This window comes from Acidimicrobiales bacterium, from assembly GCA_035531755.1.
Lineage (GTDB): Bacteria > Actinomycetota > Acidimicrobiia > Acidimicrobiales > UBA8190 > DATKSK01.
This window is the reverse complement of sequence record DATKSK010000065.1, coordinates 1-20,798: the sequence shown is the minus strand read 5'-3', so window position 1 is coordinate 20,798 and position 20,798 is coordinate 1. Positions and strand designations below refer to the sequence as shown.

Sequence of the window (20,798 nt, the reverse complement as noted above, 5' to 3'; positions counted from 1 at the left end):
GTTTCCATGGCGTCGACATCGACCACACCTGCCATCGAGGCCCACGATCTGCACAAGACCTTCGGCGGCACCGTGGTCGCCCTCGACGGGGTGAGCTTCGCCGTCGAGCAGGGGACGGTCTTCGGCCTGTTGGGGCCGAACGGTGCCGGCAAGACCACCGCGGTGCGGATCCTGACGACGATCATCAATCCCGACGCGGGATGGGGCCGCGTCCTCGGGTACGACGTCGTCCACCACGCCGACACCGTGCGCCCGCTCATCGGGCTGGCGGGCCAGTACGCGGCCGTGGACGAGAACCTCACCGGCCGGGAGAACCTGACCATGGTGGGGCGCCTCAACCACCTGGCACGGGACGTGGTGGCCCGGCGGGCGGTCGAGCTCCTCGAGCAGTTCGGGCTGAGCGACGCCGGCGACCGACCGCTCAAGACCTACTCGGGGGGGATGCGACGCCGGCTGGACGTGGCCGCCGCGCTGGTGGCGCGGCCGAAGGTGCTGTTCCTCGACGAGCCGACCACCGGCCTCGACCCCCAGAGCCGGATGGATGTGTGGTCGATGGTCGAGGGCCTCGTGGGCGAAGGCACCTCGGTGCTTCTCACCACGCAGTACCTGGAGGAAGCCGATCGCCTCGCCGGCCACATCGCCGTCGTCGACCGGGGCCATGTCATCGCCGAGGGGACGCCGGCACAGCTCAAGGCCGATCTGGGTGCCACTGTGCTCGACGTCGGCCTTCCCGACGCCGAGGCGGCTCAGCGCGCCGCGGTGATCCTCCAGACGGTGGGAGCCAAGAGCCCGACGGTCGTGGGGTCGATCGTCGAGCTTCCGGTGGACGACGGGCCCCGGGTCGCCATGGAGGTGCTGCGCCTGCTCGACCAGCACGCCCTCGCACCCACGACGTTCCGGCTGCGCGAACCGAGTCTCGACGACGTGTTCCTGGCGCTCACCGGCCAACGGGCCGAAGAGGACGGTGCCGGGCCCGAGGGCGCGCCCGCGACGGAACCCGGTTCACGCCGCCGCCGCCGCCGGGCCCGGGCCGCGGCGGGGACGACCGGCGACGGAGGTGGACGATGACGACCACGGTGATCGGCCCGGGCACGGGTGGACCGCCCGGGCCGGCGGCCAAGCCGACGGCGGCGTCGCGGGTGCACTGGGTGATCGCCGACACCCTGACCATCACCAAGCGCAACCTGATCTCCTACACCCGGACACCCGAGGCGCTGTTCTTCTCCACGCTGCAGCCGATCATGTTCGTGCTCCTGTTCCGCTACGTGTTCGGCGGGGCGATCAACCCCGGGAACCACCTGAGCTACATCGACTACCTGATGGCCGGCATCTTCGTGCAGAGCGTGGCCTTCGGTGGGATCGGTGCGGCCGTCGGGCTCGCCGAGGACCTGCACGAGGGCCTGATCGAGCGGTTCCGGGCCCTTCCCATGGCCCGCTCCGCCGTTCTCGCCGGCCGGACCACGGCCGACCTGGTGCGCAACGTCTTCGTCGTCGTGCTCATGACCGGCGTGGGTGCCGCGGTGGGCTTCGACTTCCCGAACGGAGCGCTCGGGTTCCTCGCCAGCGTGGCGCTGGTCCTCTTGTTCTCCTACGCGTTGCTGTGGGGGTTCGCCTTCGTCGGGCTCATGGCGTCGAACAGCGAGACCGCGCAGGTGATGGCGTTCCCGATCCTCTTCCCGTTGATCTTCGCGTCACCGGCGTTCGTGCCCGCCAGGCAGCTTCCGGGCTGGTTGCGTGCCTTCGCCAACCATCAGCCCGTCGGGGTGGTGATCAACGCCATGCGGGCGCTCATGGTCGGCCCCGCGGCCGGCGTCGGCAGTACCTCGGGCCACGTCGTCGAGGCCCTGGCGTGGTGCGCGGGGCTTCTGCTGGTGCTGGCGCCCTTGGCGGTGTGGCGCTACCGCCGCACCAGCTGATCCGCCGGGGCGCTACAGCCGTCCCGGGTGGCCCGGCGCGGCGCGCCGCGCCCGGCTCACGCCGGGTAGGAGACGAGGGTGGGCGGCCCCTGCGGGCTCGTGACCGAGGGCCCCGGTCCGGTACTTCCCAAGGACGCGAAGCTGACGGCTCCTTGGGGCGCGGTCACCGTGACCGGCTCGCCCCATTTGCTGAAGGTCATGGTGAAGGCACTCTGCTGGTTGTCGATCTTGCCCTGCTCCGAGTACCGCACCGGCACGTGGTCGGAGGCGGCGACGTAGAAGGTGGCGGAGCCCTTCGCCTTCTGGGTCTGCCCGTTGACCGAGACGTTGGTCATCGGCCCGGCGATCCCGAGGACACGGCGTCCCGACAGCGTCGTGGGGTCCAGTGGGCGGTGTGGCACGAAGGCGATGTTGTCGGCCAGGGCGGAGTGGGCGGTCACCGCCGCGTACACCGACTGGTAGGGGGCGTCCCCGGGGGAGAGGAAGATCCACTGGCCGTCCTGGGCGGTCGCCGTCGCCGTGGGCAGGCCGAGCTGGTCGACCAGCTCCCGGGCATCACCTCGGAAGTAGCACGCCGAGCCGACCACGAGGACCGTGAAGGTGTGGGGGCCGATGGTGATGACCTGTCGGCCCGACGACCTCCCGGCGTCGCCGACGGTCGTCTGCGTGGCGCCCTGCGACGTGAAGCGCGACACGTAGTGGAAGCTGCCCTTGCGCTCTGCCGCCCGCAGCGAGGAGTGCAGCAGGCTCCGGGCCGCGGGGGAGACGAGGGGGATGGGCCCGGGGCCCGACGTGATGAGGAAGGCCACGCCGCCGCCCACGAGGAGCGCCACCACGAGCGCCACGGCGACGACGGTCACCAGGGTCCTGCGCCGTCGGCCCGGGACCAGCGAGCGACCGAAGTCGTCGCCGAGGTCGGCCCCCTCCGCCCACGGCTCGAGCGGGGCGGGGTCCGGGCCCGTGCCGGCGGCAGGGTCGTGATCGGGCGGGTCGAGCGGCGCGGGGGGCACCCCCGGCGACGCGTAGCCGGGGGGTGGGGGCGGGGTCGGTCCGGCGGCCGCGGGCGGGCCGCCCGGCTCGGGGAACCCCGTCAGGGGGAGGGAGGCAGGGGCGGCCCACGGCGGCGGCACCGGGCTCGTCGGGAGGCCAGGTGCCGCGCCGGGTCGGGCGGGCCCGGCGTCGCCGTTTCGGGTCTGACCCGTGTCGTCCGGCACACGCTCAGACTACGCCCCACCCACGGGGTGCCGTCGCACCACGGAGCGCCTGGGATTCCTCAGCGGAACGGCGCGCGGGCCACGACGAGGCGCGACGAGGCCTGGACGCGCAGCACGCCGTCGTGCTCGAACGGGCGCAGCAGCTCCGTCGCCCGGGACAGGAACTGGATGCGGGCCTGCTGGGTGCAGTCCCGCCAGGCTCGCGACAGTGGTGGCAGCGACGGGTAGACGCGCACCCACTGCGCCACGCGGGGCAACGCCGTGAGCATCCTGACGGTGCGCACCGACACGTCGGTGAACCCGGCCGCTCGCGTCAGGTCCCGGAGGTCCTCGATGCGGTGATAGGCGAACGCGTCGAGGAGCATCTCGACCACGCCCGATTGGTCGAGCCCGGCCTTGATGGTGGCGTCGAGCTGGGCCGCGAAGGCAGGGTTCTCCTCGATCGGGCCCCATGTCGTGATGCCGAGGCGACCGCCGGGGGCGAGGACGCGCCGCATGTCCTCGAGCGCGGCGACCGGGTCGGCGAACCGGTGGAGCGCGTGCTGGCAGGCGACGACGTCGAAGGCCGCGTCGGGGAACGCCAGCCGGGCGTCCTCCCACGTCTGCCATTCGACGATGCTGGTGATGTCGATGCGCCGGGCCGCCTCGATGGCCGCGGGCGAGGGGTCGATGCCCACCACCCTGCCGGTGTGGCCGACGACATGGGCGGCGAGCCGCGCGAAGATCCCCGTGCTGCAGGCGACGTCGAGCACCCGCGCACCGCGGACGACGACGAGGGCGTCGAGGGCGCGCTCTGCGAAGCGACGGCCGAACGCGGGGTCGTAGTGCTGCGCGTAGACGGATGCGGAGGCCTCGTCGTCACACGAGCCGGGGCCGGTGACGGAGTGTGCCGTTCCGGCGCGCGTCGACGGCGCCCTCGGCGCCACGCAGCCGGCGCGCGCCACGGCGGCAGCGTCGACACCAGTGGCTCGTGGTGGTGCGCTGACGTCGGTGTCGTGGCCGGGTACCACGGAAAGCGAGGCTATCGGACCGGTCGAACGACTTGGCGGACCGTGGTCGCCGAACCTCGCGCGCGTGGCGCGTGCGTCGGTACCGCTCGTGTCGCAGCGGTCACCGTCGCCGGACGGGCAAATGCAACGGCACCGACGACGGGTTCCGGGAACCGCACGGGGAGCCCACACCGACGGAGCGTGGGTGACGCGCACGGATCGTCACGGTGCCCGTCGTCGCCCGCCGCGCTCGGCGGCCGCCCGGAGGTGCTCGGTGAGAGCGTCGAGGCGGGCGTGCGCGTTGGCCCCGCTGGTCGACGGCATCACGTATGCCGGACGCCCGCCGATGCCCTCGGGTTGGGGGCCTGTCGTGGCGCCGGGGTCGACCGCGACCCGCCACCCCGACAGGCCCACGAAACACACGGCATCCGGCTCCAACCACCGCACCAACCGCTCGACGCGTGCCATGCCCGCCCGGTACTCGACCGCGCCCAGCACCGAGGCGCCCGGGGTGGCCCGTTTGACCAGATCGGTCATCCCGACCCCGTGGACGCGCAGCGCGTGGAACGCGTCGCGGTCGCGGGTGACGACCCCGGCCGCCAGGGCCGCGGGCCAGAACCGATTGCCCGGCCGCGCATAGCCGACGCCGGCGTCCGCGGCGTACCGGCTCGGGTTGAGGCCCACGACGAGCAGGCCCATCCCCGGGCCGACGGTGTCGGGCAGCGAGCGGGCGCGCCGGGCGCGGCCCCGCACCACGTCGCCGTCGAGCTGCACGTTCTCGACGGCGAAGCCGGCGCCCACGAGGACGTCGAGGAGGCGCTCGGGCGTCCACGCCGCGAAGAACCGCCCACCCACGTCGTCGTCGGGCAGCGCGTCCCCCTCGTAGTCGCCGGCCAGGACCTGGAGGTCGAGCGGGGCGTCGGTCACCAGCGCGCCGTGCAGGTGGGCGAGCGCCGCCGGGAGCCGGGCGCTCGGGAGGTGGAGGTAGCTCATGTTCGCCCACCCCCCGTGCAGCGTGCCGCGACCGAACGGGAGCGCCTCGAGATCGGCCTGCACCAGGGCGGCGGCGGGTGCCGCCCGCCGGCACAGCTCCAGCATGCCCCGGGCGGCGTCGAGGCCGACGACGGGCAGGCCGAGGTCAGCGGTGTAACGCCCCGCCCCGCAGCCGAGGTCGACACGCAGGGCTCCGCCGGTCACCTGGCGGGCGAAGGCCCGGGCATCGGCGCGGCGCACAGGGCGGCGGCGGGCCGCCCAGGCCGCACCGCGCGCGTCGTACACATCGATCGTGGCCCGGTCCATGCCCGGCCATCTTGCCCCGGGCGCACCGGGCGCACCGGGCGCACCGGGCGTCACTCGTCCAGGCCGACCGGCTCCCCGTCCACCATCTGGTCCAGGTACTCAGACAGGCCGTAGCCCACGCGCCCGTCGTCGAGCGTCCAGGTCGTGAGCCCCTCCGAGATGCGGGTGGTGAGCTCGTTGCCCTCGGGGTCGCGGCGCCGGTTCCGCAACGGGATGAGGCGCTGCACCGAACCGCGCACGGTCCATGTCCGTGCGCCGGTGACGAGCTGCGCCTCGATGCCGTGGTGGTACCGCTGCGCTCCCTCCCAGGTGGAGCGGATTCGGAAGTCGTGGCAGAGGTGCAGCTCGTGCCCGTCCCACACGAAGCCGCCGCGCCTCCCCGGGCCGTCGCGCCGGGCGATGCGCGAGCCCATGAACCCGAAGTCGTCCCCGACGTTGCCGGTGAGCCAGCGGTAGTACCACGGGGCCTGCCAGTACCGTGGCCCCCAGCTGTGGTCTCGCAGGCCGTAGCCGTGCACGTCCCACCGGTCGTCGCCGACGTGGACCGTGCCCCGTGCCGCCACGAGCTGTTCGTAGTGGCCGCGCGCGAACTCCTCGCCCGGGCGCTCGACCGGCTGGTCGGGCTCCCCGCCCACCATGGCGGAGCACCCTCGGTAGACGAGCTCGACGGCGCAGCCGGCATGGGGGTTGTCCGCGAACGCCCGGCGCGGGTCGGCCATCTGCAGGGGGTCGTCCAGCAGGACGGCGGGTCCCCGGTAGCCGACGCGCAATTCCTCGAACGGCTCGACGACCTCGAAGCGCATGCCGGCGGCGTCGAAGGCGTCGTTGGTGGTGATGCGGGGGCGGCGGAACATGAAGGCGACGCGGCCGTCGGGCAGGAAGAGGCACATCGTCATCTCCCCGGCCCCCTCGTTGGCCCGGTTCCCCAACCGGAAGAAGCCGCCGAGACGGGCGGCCGGGTCGTAGACGTTGAAGTACATGGATTCGTTGAAGTTGGGCTCCGGGCCCAGCTCGTGCATGTACTCGTCGTGGGGTTCGAGGCGGACGCCGATGCCCCGAACCCTACCGGCGAGGTCGTGGGGTGGTCGGTAGTCTCCCGGCATGGTCGGTGCCGATCTGGTCGAGGGGCTGCAGGCGGTCGTCGGGCGCGCCATCGGGGAGGTGGTCAGCGTCGAGGACCTGGCCCGGTTGCCCGGGGGGGCGTCGCGTGAGACGTGGAGTTTCACGGCGCGCCGGCGCGACGGCACAGGGCAGCGTCTCGTCCTGCGCCGCGACCCGCCCGGTGCACCGGGGTCGGGACTGCGCCTCGAGGCGTCGCTCCTGGCGGCGGCGGCGCGCGTCGGTGTCCCCGTGCCGCGCGTGGTGGCGGCCGGGGGTGAGACGGCCGGGGGTGAGACGGCCGGGCCTCACGGTCTCGGCGCCTCCGCCGCATCTCACGGGCTCGGCGCCGCGTTCATGGTCATGGAGTTCGTGGAGGGCGAGACGATCCCGCGTCGGATCCTGCGTGACGAGCGGCTGGCGGGCATCCGCCCCGTCCTGGCCGAGCACTGCGGCCGGGTGCTGGCCGCGATCCATCGCATGGCACCGGCCGAGGTGCCCGGGCTGGCCGGCGGCGACCCGCTCGAGCAGCTGCGCGGCCTGCTCGACCATCTGGGGCAGCCGCATCCGGCGTTCGAGCTCGGGCTCCGGTGGCTCGCCGAGACGCGCCCGCCGCCATCGGCGGAGTCGGTGGTGCACGGTGACTTCCGCAACGGGAACCTCATCATCGGGCCCGAGGGGATCCGGGCCGTCCTCGACTGGGAGCTCGCCCACGTGGGCGATCCGCTCGAGGACCTCGGGTGGCTGTGCGTCAAGGCCTGGCGGTTCGGTGCGGCGCTCCCGGTGGGCGGCTTCGGCACCACCGACCAGCTCGTCGGGGCGTACCAGGAGGCCGGTGGGGGCAGCGTGGACCCCGACGCCCTGCGCTGGTGGCAGATGCTCGGCACCGTTCGGTGGGGGGTCATCTGCATCGTGCAGGCGTTGACCCACACGACGGGTGCGGTCCGTTCCGTCGAGCTCGCCGCCATCGGCAGGCGGGTGTGCGAGGTGGAGTGGGACGTGCTGGAGCTGCTGCCGTGACCGGCGGTGCTGGGCTCCCCGATCCCCCCTCACCCGTGGGTGGGCGGCCCGGCGCCGCGCACGGGGCGCGCATATCGGGAGGATGGCCGCCGCACGACGTGCCGTCGGCGGCCGAGCTGCTCGACGCCGTGCGGGAGTTCCTGGAGTCCGAAGTCGTCCCGGCCACGGAGGGTCGGGTGCGCTTCCACGTCCGGGTGGCGGGCAACGTCGTGGGCATGGCGGCCCGGGAGCTCGCACTGGGCCCCACGCACGCTGCCGCCCACGCCGCCCGCCTGGCCACCCTGGGCGTGCGCAGCGAGGCCGAGCTGGCCGCGGCCATCCGGTCCGGCGCCCTCGACGGTCGGTCGGCGGAGGTGCGCGCCGTGGTGCGGGCGACGGTCGCCGACAAGCTCTCCGTCGCCAACCCGCAGTACGCGCGGGGTGCGGGCGGCGACGCCGACCCGGGGCCCGCGTCCCTGTAACCACGGCCGTCGGCGGGCCCGGACCGGCGGCGCCGCCGGCCGGTATGGTCGACCCATGCGATTCGGGATCGACGTGGCACAGCAGCGGGCGGAGTTCGGGGACATCGTCGAGCGGGTGCAGTTCGGGGAGGCACTCGGCTTCGACGGCGCGTGGGGCTTCGACCACTTCGTCCCGATGTACGGCGAGGGCCCCGGCAATTGCTTCGAGGGCATGACGACGTTGGCCGCCCTGGCCACGGCCACCAGCCGCATCCGCCTGGGCCTGCTCGTGACGGGCGTCACCTACCGGCACCCCTCCGTCCTCGCCGCCCAGGCGGTGACCGTGGACCACGCCAGCCGGGGCCGGCTGGAGCTCGCCCTCGGGGCGGCGTGGTTCGAGGCCGAGCACCGCCAGCTCGGCATCGAGTTCCCCCCCACCGGGAGTCGTTTCGACCGGCTCGAGGACGAGCTCGAGATCATGACGCGGCTGTTCAGCGGTGACGTGGTCTCCTACCGCGGGAAGGTGTTCAGCCTCGAAGACGCCCAGATGCGCCCGGTGCCGGTGCAGCAACCCCACCCGCCGATCTGGATCGGGGGATCGGGACGCCGTCGCACCCTGCCGTTGGCGGCGCGCCGGGCGGACGTGTGGCACACCTACGGCAGCCCCGAGCAGATGCGGGCCCTGTCGAGCGAGCTCGACCACCTGGCCGAGGACGCCGGGCGCGACCCCGGAGCCATCCTGCGGGCGTCGTCGCTCTCGCTTTCCGAGCCGTGGGACGAGGTGCGCGGCGCGATTGTCGCCATGCAGGACGTCGGCGTCCGCTATCTGGTGTGCGGATGGCCGGGGGAGGGGCGCGCCCGGGTGGAGGAGTTCGCCACCAGGGTGATGCCCTCGTTCACCGGTCCGTAGTCGGCACGGGCGCCGCTGCGGGGCGTGCGGCCCCTCCAGGGAAGGGGCGCCCCTTCGAACCGAGGCGTCAGCGTCCTTCGAACCGAGGTTCGCGGCCCTGGAGCATGGCGTTCACGCCTTCGACGGCATCGGCGGTCCCGGCCAGCGCCGTCTGCTCGGCGAGCTCGTGGCGCATGGCGGCGCGCGCTGCGCCCGCCAGGCCCCGGCGCAACGTGGCCCGGGTCGACGACACCGCCAGGGGCGCGCCTGCGGCGATGCTCGTCGCCGTCTCGAGCGCGGCGCCGATCTCCTCCCCGGCGGGCACGACGCGTTGCGCGATGCCGATGCGTTCCGCCTCGGGGGCGTCCACGCGACGCCCGGTGAGGAACAGATCGGCGGCGCGCCCGGGGCCGACGACGCGAGGCAGTGTGGTGCTCAGCGCGAAGCCCGGATGGATGCCGAGCCGGACGAAGCTCGCCTGGAACCATCCCCGGTCGCCCACGACGCACATGTCGCAGGCCAACGCCAGCCCGAATCCCGCGCCGATAGCGGCTCCCTGGACGGCCGCCACGAGCGGCACGGGGGACTCGAAGATCCGCGCCGCCTGGTCGTAGAACGCCGCGGTCCGGGTCTCGAACGCTCCTCCTTCGGTGGGATCGGGGGCCTCTCCGGACCGGAAGTCGGCACCGGCGCAGAACGAACGGCCCTCGGAGCAGATCACCGCCGAGCGGGCCACGCCACGCAGCGCCGTGATGGCGTCGGCGAGGGCGCGCAACACCGGTTCGGTGAGAAGATTGTGCGGCGGCCGATGCAAGGTGACGACGGCGGTGCCACCGTCGAGCCGTACCGACACATCGGCGTTCGATCGAGGCGTGGTGGCGTCGGTCATGGCGCGATTCGAGGCGTCGTGGGCGGGCGGCGGTGCGCGGGAGGTCGCGCTAGCCGCGGCCGCGCCGGCGGTGCCGCCGGCTCTTCAGCATGGCCGTCTCCGCTCCGGCGACGAGGTCGTCGAGCGTGTCGTGCTGGTGGAGCTCGGCGAAGCCGACACTGGCCGAAGAGCCGGGCGCCTCTTCGGCCAGGATGACGGCGAACTCCTTGAAGCGCAGCTCGGCCGTGGCCATGTCGGCGCCGGGCAGCGAGAAGAGGAACTCGTCGCCACCGAGCCGGCTGATCACGTCGTAGGAGCGCAGTGTCGCCCGCAGCGCGGCGGTCACCTTGCGCAGCAGTTCGTCGCCGGCGCGCGGGCCGCGGGTGTCGTTGACGGCCGTGAGGCTGTCGACGTTCAGGAAGCCCAGGACGAAGCGTTCCCCGCCGCGGCGGCAACGCTCGATCTCCCGGTCCAGGGCCGCGAAGCCGGCCTGGCGGTTGAAGACGCCTGTGAGCTCGTCGCGCGTGAGCCGCTCGGAGTCCCGGGGCGCCTCGGCGGACTCGCGTCGCAGCACCGCCGCCGGTGAGGGTGAGGGTGAGGGTGACGGTGCCCGCACGGGTTGCGGCGCGCCGTCGCCCTCGTACGCGGGGATCCGGGCGGGATGGTCGTCGACCGTTCGGTCCGACCGGTGCGAGCCCATGAACGTGGGCCGCCCTGGCGCGGACCGCTCGTCGTCATCGTTGACGGTGCCACGGTTGCCGGCGCCGCCGCCGGCGGACACCACGCCGCGCACCATGTCCGACCACAGTGTCACGATCTCGGTGACCTGGTCGGCGACGAGGTCGATGACGGCCTCGCGTTCTTCGGGTTCGAGATGGCGCAACCGCTCGTGGAGCCGGGTGGCGCCGTCGGAGAGCGCGCTGGCCACCTCGAGCAACCGGTGCGCGGGGACGACGGGCGCATCGTCGAGGCTCGGGGCGGGGGCGCCCCGCTCGTCCCGGACGGCGGAGAGCCGTCGGGGCCCGACGCGTGGTCCGTCACCCAGGTCCTGCATGTCAGCTCCCCGTCTCGTCGCCACCGCCGGTGACCATGAAACTACACCTCTGTGACTCCTGCACCCCGGATGCCCAGGGGTCCAACGGCCCTGGTGGGGGTGCTGCGTGGTCATCGAAGATGGGGGGCGGAGGCCCGCCACGAGCCACGGTCGGGGGCCTTCGGCAACCGGCCGCGACCGTTAGGAACGCCCATGGCGACCACCGTGCCCGACGCTCGACGGCTGCGAGGGAGTCCTCGGGCCGTCCCCTCTCCGGGTGCAGGGCGGGCCCAGGGTGCAGGCAATCGCGGGGAGGGGGGGCGATCCCGGGCTGCGCAGCGGTCGCGTCGGGCGGAAGGCCGGCGCTGGTGGGTGCTGGTGGTGTTGTGCACCAGTCTGCTCATCGTCAGCCTCGACAACACCATCCTGAACGTCGCCTTGCCGTCGATCGTGCGCGACTTCCACGCCTCGTCGAGCGACCTGCAGTGGATCGTCGACTCGTATGCCGTGCTCTTCGCCGGCCTGATGCTCGTCCTCGGCAGCGTCGGTGACCACGTCGGGCGCAAGCGGGTGTTCATGGCCGGTTTGGTGGTGTTCGCCACGGGCTCCGCCCTGTCGGCGTTCTCCGGGTCACCCCACTGGCTCATCGCGTCGCGCGCCCTCATGGGCGTCGGCGGTGCCGCCATCATGCCGTCGACCCTGTCGATCCTCACCAACGTCTTCACGCAGGAGCGTGACCGGGCCCGCGCCATCGGCATCTGGTCGGGGACGACGGGGATCGGCATCGCCGTCGGCCCGATCGCCGGCGGCTGGCTGCTCGCCCACTTCTGGTGGGGGTCGGTGTTCCTCATCAACGTCCCGATCGCCCTGGCGGGGGCGGTGGCGGCGTTCTGGCTCGTGCCCGAGTCGAAGGACGCCACCGCCAAGCGACCCGACCCCGTCGGCGGCGTGCTGTCCACGGTGGGCACGGGTCTGCTGCTGTGGGGGATCATCGAGGCGCCCAACCAGACCTGGTCGTCCCCGCGGGTCCTCGGTGCCCTGGCGCTGGCCGTCGTCGTGCTGACGTCCTTCGTGTTGTGGGAGCGGCGCTCGACCCACCCCATGCTCGACCTGTCGTTCTTCCGGTCCCGCCGGTTCAGCGCCGCCATCGGTTCGATGTCGTTCGTCATGTTCGCCCTGATGGGAGCGCTGTTCCTCCTCACGCAGTACCTGCAGTTCAGCCTCGGCTACAGCCCCTTCGCCGCCGGGCTGCGGGTGGGGCCCGTCGCCCTCGTCATCCTGGTCGTGGCGCCCCTGTCGAGCCTCCTGGTGCGCGGGGTGGGTACCAAGGCGATCGTGGCGTCGGGCATGGCGACGATCGCCGTCGGCATGGGCCTGCTGTCGCGGACCACGACGGCCGGCAGCTACGGCGCGGCGCTGCCGGCCCTGCTCCTGCTCGGGATCGGCACGGGGCTGGCGTTCGCCCCTTCCACGGAGTCGGTCATGGGCTCGGTGCCCCGCGAGAAGACCGGTATGGGCTCGGCCACCAACGGCACCGCCCTCCAGCTGGGCGGCGCACTCGGGGTCGGGGTGCTCGGGAGCCTCCTCGCTTCTCGCTACCAGGGGCGGCTCGACCCCGTCCTGGCGCACCAGGCGGTGCCGGCCCCGGCCCTGCGCCTCATCGACAGTTCGCTCGGCGGTGCGCTGGCCGTGGCGCAGCGGGTCGGCGGGGCCCAGGGCGCCGCGCTGGCAGGGCTCGCCCGGCGGGCCTTCGTGAACGGCATGGACCTCGCCATGGTGGTCGGGGCGGTGGTGGTCACCGTGGCCGCCGCCCTGGTGCTGGCGTTCCTGCCGAGCCGGTCCGACCGGTCGGGGCCCCCGTAGCCGCCGCGTGGCGACGCCCCGGGGCCGGGCGCCCGCGCCGCGTGCCGGGCGGGCCCGCCGACGGGGGGGCGGTCCTGTCTCAGCAGGCCCGGGCCCGTTCGAGGCAGGGGTCGAGCGCGTCGAAGGCCACCGGGACGTCGTCGGCCGACATCGCGAAGAGCAGTGCCGACACGGCGTCGGCACCGGCCTGCGCGTACTGCTCGGTGATGGCGGGGTCGAGCGGCTTGAAGTACGGGCACACCGTGACGCGCACCTCGGCGCGACGCCGACCCTGCTCGTCGAGGTGGGCATCGAGTCGCGCCAGGGCGGGTGGCAGGTCGCCCGGCGCGCGGTTGAAGGTGTGCCACCCTTGCGCGGCGCGCGCCGTCCGGCGCAGCGCGGCCTCGCTCTCGCCCCCGATATGGATGGGTGGGTGGGGATCCTGGAGCGGCTTCGGATGGAGGTTGGACGGGGGGAGCGTGTAGTACTCCCCGGAGAACGACGACGGGTCGTCGCACCACAGCGCGCGCAGGACGTCGAGGTATTCGTCGCAACGGGCGCCGCGCGCCGCCCACGGCGCGGCCACCGCGTCGAACTCCTCGCGCAGCCAGCCCACGCCCACCCCGAGGTCCACGCGGCCCCCCGACAGCCAGTCCACGGTCGCCACCTCCTTGGCCGTGTACACCGGGTTGCGCTGCGGGAGCAGGCACATGGCCGTCCCGAGACGCACGGTCGTGGTCAGGCCGGCCAGGAACGCCAGGGTGGTGAAGGGCTCGAGCAGCCCCGTGCCCGGTGGCAGCGGCACCCGCCCGTCGTCGGCGTACGGATAGCTCGACTCGTACTGCTCGAACGTGACGACGTGCTCGCCCACCCAGATGCAGCCCACACCGCGTGCCTCGGACTCGGCCGCCACCGCCGCCAGGAGCTCGGGGGTGGCGAACGGGTTGGCGGTGGGCAACCAGATGTCGAAGTCCACGGAGGCTCTCAACCGGCCGTGTGCGCGGCCGGGGAGTCGACCCGGAAGACGGGGTGCTCGGGAGCGATCCGCCGCAGCTCGTCGTCGGGCGAGTCGGCCGATACGCCGTCGAAGAACCTGCCCACCTCGAATTTCCAGCGCCGGAGATAGGCGCACAGGACGGCGACCTTCTCGTCGTCCACCCCGGGGAGCTCCTCGGCGTTGAAGGCCTCGACGCGCCGGCCCACCACCAGCTCGCCCGAGCGCGCCGTGCGCAGGTTGCGCACCCACTGCGTCTCGCCGCGCGGTGCCACCAGGTAGCGCCGTCCGTCGAGGGTGAGCAGGTTCACCGGTGTGCTGCGCCACTGGCCCGAGGTGCGGCCCCGGACGCGCAGCACACGTGAGCCCCAGATGCTCAGGCCGAGCCGGGTGGCCGCGGCCACGAGGCCGTTGAAGGCCTTGTCGGCGGACGTGGGCTGCCGGTAGGAGGGCACGGGGCCATCATGGCAAGGCCACCGTCGCCCGGCCACCCGGGCCGGCGCCGCCGGCATCGGCCCGCTCGACGGGCCGCGGGCGCCGGCGACGGCCAGGGCCGGCCCCGGTGCGGGTGCAGTCCGCGCGGCCAGGCTCAGCGCAGGTGCAGCCCGCCGTCCACCATGACGATCTCGCCGGTGACGTAGCGGGCGGTGACGAGCCCCAGGATGACGTGGGCGACGTCCTCGGGCGTGGCCGACCGCTGCAGGGGGGCGTGGGCCCGGACGAACTCGCGCACCAGGTCCCAGTCGGCGGTCCAGGGTGTGTCGACGAGGCCCGGCGCCACGGCGTTGACCCGGATGTCGGGCCCGAGGACGTTGGCGAGCAGCTCGGTCATGTGGCTGACGGCCGCCTTCGAGGTGGCGTAGGGGATCGAGCTTCCCCGGGTGGTGTGCCCGGCCACCGACGACACGTTGACGACGGTGCCGTCGCCCGTGGCGCGCAGGTGGGGGACGGCGGCCACGGTGACCTGCCATGTGCCGATCACGTTGACGTCGAAGATCCGCCGCCACACCTCGGGCGTGGCGGCGTCGAGGTCGGGGTGCGCGATGACCTGGGTCGTGCCGGCGTTGTTGACGAGGACGTCCAGGCGGCCGTGGTCGGCGACGACCCGGTCGACGAGGGCGCGGGCCTGCTCCAGGTCGGCCACGTCGGCCTGGACGTAGGTGGCGCCGGGGAGCTCGGCCGCCAGCGCCCGTCCCGCGTCGACCGACGTCGAGGAATTGACCACCACGGCGGCGCCCTCGGCCGCGAACGCCCGGGCCGTCGCCGCCCCGATGCCGCTCGAAGAACCGGTCACGAGGGCCACCTTGCCCCCGAGGCTTGCTGGCATCGCATCTCCTCCGTCCGGCCGGGTCGGCCCGTGGGGAACCCCTGTTCTCTTACCAGGGTTGTCGCTACGGTGGCGCCATGCGCCTGGCGAGCTTCGTCGAACCGAGCTCCCCGTCCGTCGTCCGGACGGGCGTGGTGGTGGGCGACGAGGTGGTCGACCTCACCGACCCGGCCGTGGCCCTCCCCGGGGACATGAGCGAGCTGCTCGTCGCCGGGCCCGGGGCGATGGAGCGCGCCGACGACGCGCTCCGGTCACGGGCGCGCCGGCTCGGGATGGGCGCGGTGCGGCTGCGCCCCCCGGTCCCCCGGCCGGCCAAGGTGCTCGGCATCGGCCTGAACTACGCGGCGCACGTGGCCGAGACGGGGGCGCAGACCCCGCAGTACCAGGTCTGGTTCAACAAGCAGCGCACGTGCGTGATCGGGCCCGACGAGCCGATCGAGATCCCGACCGTCTCTCCCCAGGTCGACTACGAGGGCGAACTCGCCATGGTCGTGGGCCGCCGCTGCCATCGTGTCTCCAGGGACGCAGCCGCCGACGTGATCGCCGGGTTCACCGTCCTGAACGACGTGACCGTGCGCGACTGGCAGTGGCGCACCCCGACGTGGACGCTGGGGAAATCGTTCGACACCCACGGTCCGACCGGCCCGTGGATCGTCACCACGGACGAGGTCGGCGACCCGCAGGGCCTGCGCCTCCGGACGTGGGTCAACGACGAGCTGCGGCAGGACTCGTCCACCGGCGACATGATCTTCTCGTGCTGGGAGCAGGTCGAGTACCTCTCCTCGGTGTTCACGCTCGAACCCGGCGATATCCTCTCGACGGGCACCCCCGCGGGCGTCGGCATGGGCTTCGACCCGCCGAAGTGGCTCGTGCCCGGCGACACGGTCCGTATCACCGTCGACGGCGTCGGCACGCTCGAGAACCCCGTCATCGCCCAGCCGGCGCCCTGAGCGTCGCCTTTCGAACCCCGGCAGGGCCGTGACCGCCGACCGCGCCGATGGCGCAGACCGCGCCGACGGGACGGCACCCCACGGTGCGGCGCTCGACGGGACGGCGTCTGGCGCGTCCCTGCGGGTCACGCGGAGCCTCGCCATCCCCCTCGACGAGCTCATATGGCGATTCTCGACGAGCGGCGGGCCCGGGGGACAGCACGCCAACAAGGCCAGCACGCGCGCCGAGGTGACGTTCGACGTCGCCGCCTCGAGGTCACTCGGGCCCCGCCAGCGGGCCCGGCTGCTCGAGCGCCTGGGGCCGACGGTCCGGGCCGCCGCCGGGGACGAGCGCTCCCAGGCCCGCAATCGCGAGCTGGCCCTCGAACGCCTGGCGCAGCGCCTGGTCGACGCGTTGCGGGTGGAGCGACGACGGGTACCCACCGCGCCGTCGGCGGCGGCCCGGGCGCGACGCCTCGCCGACAAGCGGCGGCGCTCGGCCCGCAAGCGCGACCGGGCCCGGCCGGGGGAGGACGACGGCTGACGGACGACGGCTGAACGACGACGTCAGGCGCCCGTCAGAGCGCGTCGGGGCGCAGCAGCGCGTCGCTCCCGCCGTCGACGAAGAGCACCGAGCCGTGGATGAACCCGTTGGCGGGGTCGAGGAGAAAGCCCACGGCGGCGGCGATCTCGGCCGGGGTGCCCCGCCGGCCCATCGGGACGGGCAGGGCCTCGATCAGGGGGCCGAGCACGGGGTCTGCCAGGCCGCCGGCGAGGAGGGGTGTGTCGACCGGCCCGGGGGCCACGGCGTTGAGCCGCACCCCGGCCTCCGCCCAGGCCTGGGCCCGGCGACGTACCGCACGCGTGAGGGCGAGCTTGCTCGTCCCGTAGACGGTCGGCCCGTCGAGCGCCGCGGCCGCGGCCAGCGCCCCGTCCTCGTCGCCCTCGAGCAGACGACCGAGGAGCTCGGGGGCGGGCGGCGTGAGCCCGGCCGAGTTCGACGCCATGGCCACGGCCGCCGGGGCTTCCCCCTCGGCGAGGGCGGGGAGGAGCCCGTCGAGCACGCCGACGGCGCCGAAGAAATTCACCGCGGCGATCAGTTCGGTGGGGTCGACCTGCGGTCCCAGCCCGGCGCACACGACGACCCCGTCGAGGCGCGCGCCGCAGCGTTCGGTCACGCCCTCCACCGCCTGCGCCCGTCCCTCCGGATGCGAGAGGTCGGCGATGACCTCGGCGTCGCGCAGGTCCACCCCGATCACCCGGGCACCGCTTCGCTCGAAGCGGCCGTAGACCGCCGCGCCGATCCCGGACCCCGAGCCTGTCACCGCGATCGTGCGCCGCCGTCGCGGCGCGTCGGTGACCTCACGGGTGCGGGTGGCGTCCATGCGCCACGTTGTAGTCGACAGGGGCATGCCGGCGCCCGTCTCGGGACTTTGGACCCTGCCGGTCCTGCGCCGTCCGGACCATGCTGGCCGTGGGGATGACGCCGGGAAACCGACCGAGTCCCTGGGGTGCGTCTGGAGTGCCGCCCACCTAGGACGCATCCCTGGCCGTCCCCGGTGAGCAGCACGGGCCTTCGAGGACCGTTTCTGCAGAGCTCGCCGGGGGCGGCCGCTCTCGTTCGGGATTCGTGCCGGACGCGCCGCCGACGCGCGGCCGACGCATCCTGCGCGGCGCGTGCGCGACGGGGATCAGGCGCAGTCGCGACAGACCGGGGCGCCGGCGCCCACCAGCTGCACACGTTTGCGCACCAGGAAGCACGACGGACAGACGAACTCGTCGATCCCGCAGGGGGCGACGTCGGTGGACCCGTCGAAGCCGTCACGCGCCCGCGCCGGGGCGCGCTCCGCGTCGCTGGCGTCGCCGTCCTCGGCGCCATCCTCGCCGTGCTCGACGAGGGCGAGGCGCTCGAGGAGCACGACGTCGAGCTCCGCCTCGAGGTCGTCCCCGTCGGTGCCGTCCAGGGTGTCGTCGCCGTCACCGGCGTCCTCCGCCACCGCCCCGTCCCCGGCGTCCTCCGCCACCGCCCCGTCCCCGGCGCGGACGCGTGGTGCCCGCGCGGCGAAGCCCGACTCGGCCACGGGCCGGCTCTCGACGGCCTCGTCCTCGTCGTCGTCGCCGTCGTGGATGAGGTCCTCCAGCGTGACCTCGAGCGTGTCTTCGTCGACGTCCTGCTCGAGGACGTCCTCGTTGTCGAGGTCCTCCTCGAGGATCGCCTCCTCGTCGCGCTCGACGACGGCCAGCTCCTCGGGGGGCTCGAGGTCGGGCTCACCTTCGGTGAAATGGGCCTCGGCCGGCTCACGGTGCCTCTCGGCCACCCGCATGGGCACGCCTCCTTCTCCGTGACCGCCTGGACCGGGCCCGAAGGCCTGGCGCGGGCCTGTCGTCTCACTCGTCAGCATCGGACCGGGGGACGGCGGGCGCAAGGGCTTTTCTGCCCACACCGGGCCCCGTCGACGGGCGCAGGGCGGCAGGGCCGGGCAGAATCCGGTCCGTGCATATCCCGGCCAAGGTCGACTACGGCATGCGGGCCCTCCTGGCCCTGGCCGATCGGGGCGAGCCGACCACGGCGGAGGCGTTGGCCGACGCCCAGCGACTCCCCGCCCGGTTCCTGGGGGCGATCCTCATCGACCTGCGCCGGGCCGGGATCGTCTCGAGCCAGCGCGGCTCCGAGGGCGGGTACCGGCTGGCCCGCCCGGCGAAGGAGATCACGGTGGCCGACGTCATGCGGGCGCTCGACGGCCCGCTGGCCGAGGTGCGCGGGCTCCGGCCCGAGGCGGCGCGTTACGAGGGGGCGGCCGTCCACCTCCAGGACGTGTGGGTGGCGGTGCGGGCCAGCATGCGCAACGTGCTCGAGCGGGTGACCCTCGACGACGTCGTGGCCGGGCGGCTTCCCCGCGCGGTGGCGAAGCTGACCGAGGACCCCGACGCCTGGGCGCCGCGCCGCTGATCGGACGATCAGGCGGGGTGGGCCCGGTCGGCTCCTCCGAACGGCCGGGCTTTCGCCGGCTCGCTCCACACGTCGCCGAGGAAGTCGGCGATCTCGGCGGTCAACCGCTCCGGCGAGATGCGCAGCTCGAGGATGGAACGGGCCTCGAGGAGCCTGGCCCTCGGTAGCTGGCGGGCGAGGTGGTCGGCGTCGGTGAACGGGTGGATGAAGTCCACCTTGTGCCCGATGACGAGTGCCGGCACGGCGATGGCGTGTCGCTCCTCGTAGGTGGGGGTGATCGGGCCCACGAGCATGCCGTGCAGCACGGCGGCGGCCTCCTCGGGCTCGAGGGTGAGCATCGTGAGGACGCTGTCGAGCACGGCCACCTTCGTCTTCGGCATCCGGCGCGCCATCGCCGCCACCAGGCGGACCAGCGGCGCCGCGTAGTGGACGCCGAGCAGCATGGGCAGGAACACCATGGCCGCGCCCGGGACCGCCCACTCCAGGACGGGCATCTCCACCAGCAGACCGCGGACGCGCTCGGGCGCCTGCACGGCGACCTGCAGGCTCACGTTGGCGCCGAGCGACACGCCGCCCACCACGGCTTCGTCGATCCCCAGCTCGTCGAGGAGGGCCACGACATAGTGCGCGTAGGAGTCCATCCGGTGCGCCGACGCGTGCCGGGGCTTGTCCGAGTTGCCGTGCCCCGGCAGGTCGAGCAGGACCACCTGGAAACCCCGGGTGGCCAGGTCCGCCGCCAGGCGCCGGCTCAGCTGGCTGTCGAGGAGGAGCCCGTGGAGGAAGACGAGCACCCGGGGGCCCTCGCCGTGGCGCTCGTAGTACAGGCGCAGCCCCTCGACCTCGAACGTCCCTTCCTCGAACGCCCGCCGCTCGAACAGCGAGCCCAGGCGGGCGACGGGGGCGGTGGTCACGGCGTCGAGGCCCCGCAGCGCCTGCAGCCACGGACGGGACGCGCCCGCTCCGGCGCCCGGACCTGCGCCGCCATCGTCCGGCCGCGGATCGACCGGCTCGTTTTTCCGAGGAGTGGTGGCGAGACCGCTCCCAGTGTCAGCCGTCACGCATTCGACGATACCCGCCCGGCGTCGGAGCCCGCACTTTGCCCCGGTCGGACCGACGCACCGGCCTGGACCCGGGGGTCGCAGGCCGGTGCGTCTCGAAGAGCTCGTGCGTGCCCGCCCACCCCCGCCGTCGTGGGGAGCGGTGCCGCCGCCCCGGTGGGCCTCTGAGCGGTGCCGCCGCTCAGGTGAGACGGAGCCGGCGCGAGCAGCTCGGCCACTGTCCCCAGCCGCTCCTGGCCTGGAGCTGCTGGGCCGCCTGGTCCTGTACCGCCGGGGACGCCTGGGACGGAAGCCCCGGCAGCCCGAGCCCATGCCACGTGGCCAGGCTGAATTGGTAGGCGCCGTAGTAGCCGTTGCCGGTGTTCTCGGCGTAGTCGCCGCCCGACTCGCACTGCCGCAGTCCGGCCCAGACGTCGCCGGTGGCGGAACGGGCGGGCGCGGGCGCCGCCGCGGTCGCCGGCGTGACGGCGGCCGGAGGACCGGGCGCTGCCGGGTGCGGTGGTGGCGGTGGTGGCGGTGGTGGTGGTGTGTGGGTGTTGACGTACCCCACCCAGGTCCACACCATGGTCATGAAGTGGGCCCGGGCTGGTCGCAACATGCCGATCCGGGGCGGCTCGCCGCCCGTTGCCGGGGCTGCACGGCCTGTTGACGTGTTCTGCGCGTACGACGGCAGGGCCGCCGCCGCCAATCGAAAGCCGGTCCGACGGATGTCGGTCCCGGCGGCGTGATGAGGAGAGCTCGGCCGGTGGTCGATGAGACTCGTGCCGAGCAGCACGGCGATGGCAACGCCGTAGAGTCGGTGCTTCCGCATCTTGCGCCTCCTTGAAGTTCACGGGATCCCCGTAGGGCTCCAGGTGGGCTTGGGAATGCGGGCGCCCGTCGTCTGAGCATTCGTCTCGCGGAGCCGGCGCCGGGAAGGGCGGGCGGCCCTG

At 73.8% G+C, this 20,798-nt stretch carries 22 protein-coding genes; 9 read left to right on the top strand and 13 right to left on the bottom strand.

Annotation, left to right across the window (positions count from 1 at the left end; translation table 11 throughout):
- Window positions 1-6 precede the first annotated feature (6 nt).
- Together VMV22_12825 and VMV22_12820 are read left to right on the top strand one after the other, a co-directional pair.
- Complete coding sequence (locus tag VMV22_12825) at window positions 7-1,068, top strand: ATP-binding cassette domain-containing protein (protein ID HUY23212.1); 1,062 nt, start codon at window positions 7-9, stop codon at window positions 1,066-1,068.
- Window positions 1,065-1,916 carry an ABC transporter permease gene (locus VMV22_12820; GenBank protein ID HUY23211.1) on the top strand — a complete coding sequence of 284 codons (852 nt, stop codon included), beginning with the start codon at window positions 1,065-1,067 and terminating at the stop codon, window positions 1,914-1,916. Before VMV22_12825 ends, VMV22_12820 begins: the two co-directional genes overlap by 4 nt.
- A gap of 56 nt (window positions 1,917-1,972) precedes the next feature.
- On the opposite strand, the gene VMV22_12815 is transcribed toward VMV22_12820, so the two are convergent.
- The 4 genes from VMV22_12815 to VMV22_12800 form a co-directional block, all read right to left on the bottom strand.
- Window positions 1,973-2,926, bottom strand: a complete 954-nt coding sequence (locus tag VMV22_12815; GenBank protein ID HUY23210.1) for a hypothetical protein — start codon at window positions 2,924-2,926, stop codon at window positions 1,973-1,975.
- Window positions 2,927-3,189: 263 nt separating this feature from the next.
- Complete coding sequence (locus VMV22_12810) at window positions 3,190-4,140, bottom strand: methyltransferase domain-containing protein (protein ID HUY23209.1); 951 nt, start codon at window positions 4,138-4,140, stop codon at window positions 3,190-3,192.
- A 201-nt stretch (window positions 4,141-4,341) separates the two neighbouring features.
- Complete coding sequence (locus tag VMV22_12805) at window positions 4,342-5,418, bottom strand: methyltransferase domain-containing protein (GenBank protein ID HUY23208.1); 1,077 nt, start codon at window positions 5,416-5,418, stop codon at window positions 4,342-4,344.
- Window positions 5,419-5,468: 50 nt separating this feature from the next.
- Window positions 5,469-6,521 (bottom strand): hypothetical protein, encoded by a 1,053-nt coding sequence (locus VMV22_12800; protein ID HUY23207.1) that lies wholly within the window; start codon window positions 6,519-6,521, stop codon window positions 5,469-5,471.
- On the opposite strand from VMV22_12800, the gene VMV22_12795 reads away from it, so the two are divergent.
- The 3 genes from VMV22_12795 (at window position 6,520) to VMV22_12785 (ending at window position 8,886) form a co-directional block, all read left to right on the top strand.
- A complete protein-coding gene (locus tag VMV22_12795; GenBank protein HUY23206.1) occupies window positions 6,520-7,536 on the top strand; it encodes a phosphotransferase family protein in 1,017 nt (338 codons plus the stop codon). The genes VMV22_12800 and VMV22_12795 overlap by 2 nt on opposite strands.
- A 98-nt stretch (window positions 7,537-7,634) precedes the next feature.
- Window positions 7,635-7,997, top strand: a complete 363-nt coding sequence (locus tag VMV22_12790) for a DUF6285 domain-containing protein (protein ID HUY23205.1) — start codon at window positions 7,635-7,637, stop codon at window positions 7,995-7,997.
- 55 nt (window positions 7,998-8,052) lie between these two features.
- Window positions 8,053-8,886, top strand: coding sequence for a TIGR03560 family F420-dependent LLM class oxidoreductase (locus tag VMV22_12785; protein ID HUY23204.1), 834 nt, complete (start codon window positions 8,053-8,055; stop codon window positions 8,884-8,886).
- 67 nt (window positions 8,887-8,953) lie between these two features.
- On the opposite strand, the gene VMV22_12780 is transcribed toward VMV22_12785, so the two are convergent.
- Window positions 8,954-9,754 carry an enoyl-CoA hydratase/isomerase family protein gene (locus VMV22_12780; GenBank protein ID HUY23203.1) on the bottom strand — a complete coding sequence of 267 codons (801 nt, stop codon included), beginning with the start codon at window positions 9,752-9,754 and terminating at the stop codon, window positions 8,954-8,956.
- Window positions 9,755-9,803: 49 nt separating this feature from the next.
- Window positions 9,804-10,787 carry a GGDEF domain-containing protein gene (locus VMV22_12775; GenBank protein HUY23202.1) on the bottom strand — a complete coding sequence of 328 codons (984 nt, stop codon included), beginning with the start codon at window positions 10,785-10,787 and terminating at the stop codon, window positions 9,804-9,806.
- Between the two features lie 351 nt (window positions 10,788-11,138).
- On the opposite strand from VMV22_12775, the gene VMV22_12770 reads away from it, so the two are divergent.
- Entirely contained in the window at window positions 11,139-12,629 is a 1,491-nt protein-coding gene (locus VMV22_12770; protein HUY23201.1) for an MFS transporter, read from the top strand.
- Between the two features lie 79 nt (window positions 12,630-12,708).
- Here VMV22_12770 and VMV22_12765 read toward each other — a convergent pair whose 3' ends face one another.
- The 3 genes from VMV22_12765 to VMV22_12755 form a co-directional block, all read right to left on the bottom strand.
- Window positions 12,709-13,584 (bottom strand): TIGR03619 family F420-dependent LLM class oxidoreductase, encoded by an 876-nt coding sequence (locus tag VMV22_12765; GenBank protein HUY23200.1) that lies wholly within the window; start codon window positions 13,582-13,584, stop codon window positions 12,709-12,711.
- 8 nt (window positions 13,585-13,592) lie between these two features.
- Window positions 13,593-14,057 (bottom strand): nitroreductase/quinone reductase family protein, encoded by a 465-nt coding sequence (locus tag VMV22_12760; protein HUY23199.1) that lies wholly within the window; start codon window positions 14,055-14,057, stop codon window positions 13,593-13,595.
- A 134-nt stretch (window positions 14,058-14,191) separates the two neighbouring features.
- The gene (locus tag VMV22_12755; GenBank protein ID HUY23198.1) at window positions 14,192-14,929 is read right to left on the bottom strand and encodes a glucose 1-dehydrogenase; all 738 of its coding nucleotides are present in this window, start codon (window positions 14,927-14,929) and stop codon (window positions 14,192-14,194) included.
- Between the two features lie 77 nt (window positions 14,930-15,006).
- On the opposite strand from VMV22_12755, the gene VMV22_12750 reads away from it, so the two are divergent.
- Complete coding sequence (locus VMV22_12750; GenBank protein HUY23197.1) at window positions 15,007-15,879, top strand: fumarylacetoacetate hydrolase family protein; 873 nt, start codon at window positions 15,007-15,009, stop codon at window positions 15,877-15,879.
- Window positions 15,880-15,907: 28 nt separating this feature from the next.
- Window positions 15,908-16,402, top strand: coding sequence for an alternative ribosome rescue aminoacyl-tRNA hydrolase ArfB (gene arfB, locus VMV22_12745; protein ID HUY23196.1), 495 nt, complete (start codon window positions 15,908-15,910; stop codon window positions 16,400-16,402).
- A gap of 34 nt (window positions 16,403-16,436) precedes the next feature.
- Here arfB and VMV22_12740 read toward each other — a convergent pair whose 3' ends face one another.
- Both VMV22_12740 and VMV22_12735 read right to left on the bottom strand, forming a co-directional pair.
- Window positions 16,437-17,243, bottom strand: a complete 807-nt coding sequence (locus tag VMV22_12740; GenBank protein ID HUY23195.1) for an SDR family oxidoreductase — start codon at window positions 17,241-17,243, stop codon at window positions 16,437-16,439.
- A gap of 306 nt (window positions 17,244-17,549) precedes the next feature.
- Window positions 17,550-18,182: a DUF4193 family protein gene (locus VMV22_12735; GenBank protein ID HUY23194.1), complete on the bottom strand. Its 633-nt coding sequence runs from the start codon at window positions 18,180-18,182 to the stop codon at window positions 17,550-17,552.
- A 170-nt stretch (window positions 18,183-18,352) separates the two neighbouring features.
- Here VMV22_12735 and VMV22_12730 point away from each other — a divergent pair, with 170 nt between their 5' ends.
- The gene (locus tag VMV22_12730; GenBank protein ID HUY23193.1) at window positions 18,353-18,808 is read left to right on the top strand and encodes an Rrf2 family transcriptional regulator; all 456 of its coding nucleotides are present in this window, start codon (window positions 18,353-18,355) and stop codon (window positions 18,806-18,808) included.
- Between the two features lie 8 nt (window positions 18,809-18,816).
- Here VMV22_12730 and VMV22_12725 read toward each other — a convergent pair whose 3' ends face one another.
- Together VMV22_12725 and VMV22_12720 are read right to left on the bottom strand one after the other, a co-directional pair.
- A complete protein-coding gene (locus VMV22_12725; protein ID HUY23192.1) occupies window positions 18,817-19,719 on the bottom strand; it encodes an alpha/beta hydrolase in 903 nt (300 codons plus the stop codon).
- A 328-nt stretch (window positions 19,720-20,047) separates the two neighbouring features.
- Window positions 20,048-20,677, bottom strand: coding sequence for a transglycosylase family protein (locus VMV22_12720; GenBank protein ID HUY23191.1), 630 nt, complete (start codon window positions 20,675-20,677; stop codon window positions 20,048-20,050).
- Between the last annotated feature and the right edge of the window lie 121 nt (window positions 20,678-20,798).